This window comes from Albidovulum sp., from assembly GCF_049646345.1.
GTDB lineage: Bacteria > Pseudomonadota > Alphaproteobacteria > Rhodobacterales > Rhodobacteraceae > Albidovulum.
Map to the genome: position 1 here is coordinate 1 of NZ_JBARVQ010000452.1, position 2,070 is coordinate 2,070.

The following is a 2,070-nucleotide window of genomic DNA, read 5'->3' on the forward strand; positions in this document are numbered from 1 at the left end:
GTGTTCGCTCGCCGGTTCGGATAAAGACCTCAACCGGCATGCCCGGAATGATCGCCTGACCGGCGAGCTTGTCAACCTCGTCCGGCGCCAGCACCACCTCGGTCCGGTAATAGCTGATCTGGCTCGCCTCGTCGGTCAGCGCGTCAGCCGAAATGCGCGAGACCTGGCCAAAAAGCTCGGGCGTGGAGCGGCTGTCGAAGGCCGAGAACCGCAACGTCACCTCCTGACCGACCTGGATTTCATCCACATTGATCGGCAGGACCCGTGCCGCGATCACCAGCGGCCGGTCCTGCGGAATAAGGAACAACACCGGATCGGCGGCGCGTACAACCGAACGTGGTGTCGTCACCTGAAGCGCATGGACGATACCCGAAACAGGCGCGCGGATTTCCAGCCGGTCGATCTGTTCGATCAATGCACGGCGGCGTTCGGCCAGTTCCAGTTCGCGGTAGCCGAGTTCGCGAAGCTCGGTATTGGCCTCTTCGCGCCGTGTGCTGCCGCGTTTCAGGATCTCGATATCGATCTCGGTCACCTTGCCATCGGCCTCGGCCCTGGTGGCATCCAGTTCTCCTGCCGTTCCTGCCAGCCGCGCCTTTTCGCGTTCAAGCGCCAGCACCCGCCCGGCCTGGGTCAGGCCCCGGTCGAGAAGCGTTTGAAGGTCCGACAGTTCCTGACCGATCAGTCGCAACTGGTCGTCAGATGCGATGCGCTGGGCGGCGATACCCTCGATCTGGCTGGCGATCTGACCGCGGCGGCGCTGGAGCTGTTCGATCTCATTCGCTTCGGTTTCGCGACGCGCGGCAAAGAGCCTGTCCTGCCCTTTGATCAGGGCTGCGATCTCTGGCCGCTCGCCAGCGATCACTGTCAGTTCCTCGGGGAAAGTGATCGTATCTGCATCGTCGCGTTCGGCCTCAAGCCGGCCGCGCCGGGCGAGGATCTCAAAGAACTGGCCTTCGACAATGGTCAGTTCCGAGCGCAGGAGCGTCCCGTCGAGATGGATCAGCGGCGCGCCCGCTTCCACAAGGTCGCCGTCCTTGACCAGAATTTCGGCGACGACCCCGCCATCGGGATGCTGGACGACCTGTCGGTTCTGTTCGACCTCGACATTACCCGAGGCAACGACGGCGCCAGCGATTTCAGTCGTCACAGACCAGACACCGAAACCGCCGACCAGTATCGCAAGGGCAATACCGCCCAGAAGCAGCGGGCCGCGTGGGGACAGGGGCGTGCTCATGTCACGCCTCCCGGTCCGGTCGCCCGTGTGATCTCGCTCGCATTCTTCACCATGGTCTTCAGGACCTCATCGCGCGGGCCATAGGCACGGCGCATGCCGCCATCGAGGATCATCAGCTCATCGCATTCCTGAATTGCCGCAGGCCGGTGCGCCATGATCAGAACCGAACGGCCATCCGCCTTCATCGCGCGGATTGCAGCATTGAGCGCCATCGAGCCATCGTTGTCGAGGTTGGAGTTCGGTTCGTCGAGCACAAGGATCACCGGATCGCCGTAAAGCGCGCGGGCCAGACCGATGCGCTGGATCTGGCCACCCGAAAGCCGCCCGCCCGCCTGACTGACCCGGGTGTTGTAGCCATCGGGAAGGTCGAGGATCATCTGATGCGCTGCGGCCTTTTGCGCGGCTGAGACAATGGCGGCATCATCGGGCGCGGTGGAGAGCCGGGCGATGTTTTCGGCGATGGTCCCGTCAAACAGGGTTACGCGCTGCGGCAGATAGCCGACATGGCGTCCAAGCTCGTCAGGGTCGTATTGGTCCAGCGTCGCACCATCAAGCCGTATCCAGCCCCCGGCAGGCCGCCATACGCCGGTCAACGCACGTGCAAGCGTCGACTTGCCCGCGCCGGACGGGCCGATGACACCCAGCGCCTTGCCCGGTTCCAGTCGGAACGACACCATCCGGAGGGATGCGGTGGATTGCCCGGGCGGTACCACGGTCAACTGGTTCGCCTCAAGAATGGCGCGGGGTTTCGGCAGGGCGGTGCGTGGTGCCTGCGGCGGCACAGAGCTCAGCAAGGCGGCAAGACGGCGGCGTCCTTCCGACGCACGCTGTACCAA

General features: G+C 64.2%; 2 protein-coding genes. Both read right to left on the reverse strand.

The features are described from left to right. On the reverse strand, positions 1-1,234 hold a 1,234-nt coding region (locus WBB85_RS11305; protein ID WP_432638717.1), incomplete at its 3' end, for an HlyD family type I secretion periplasmic adaptor subunit. Continuing rightward, positions 1,231-2,070: ATP-binding cassette domain-containing protein (locus tag WBB85_RS11310; RefSeq protein WP_432638718.1), on the reverse strand; the 840-nt coding region annotated here is incomplete at its 5' end. The genes WBB85_RS11310 and WBB85_RS11305, both read right to left, overlap by 4 nt.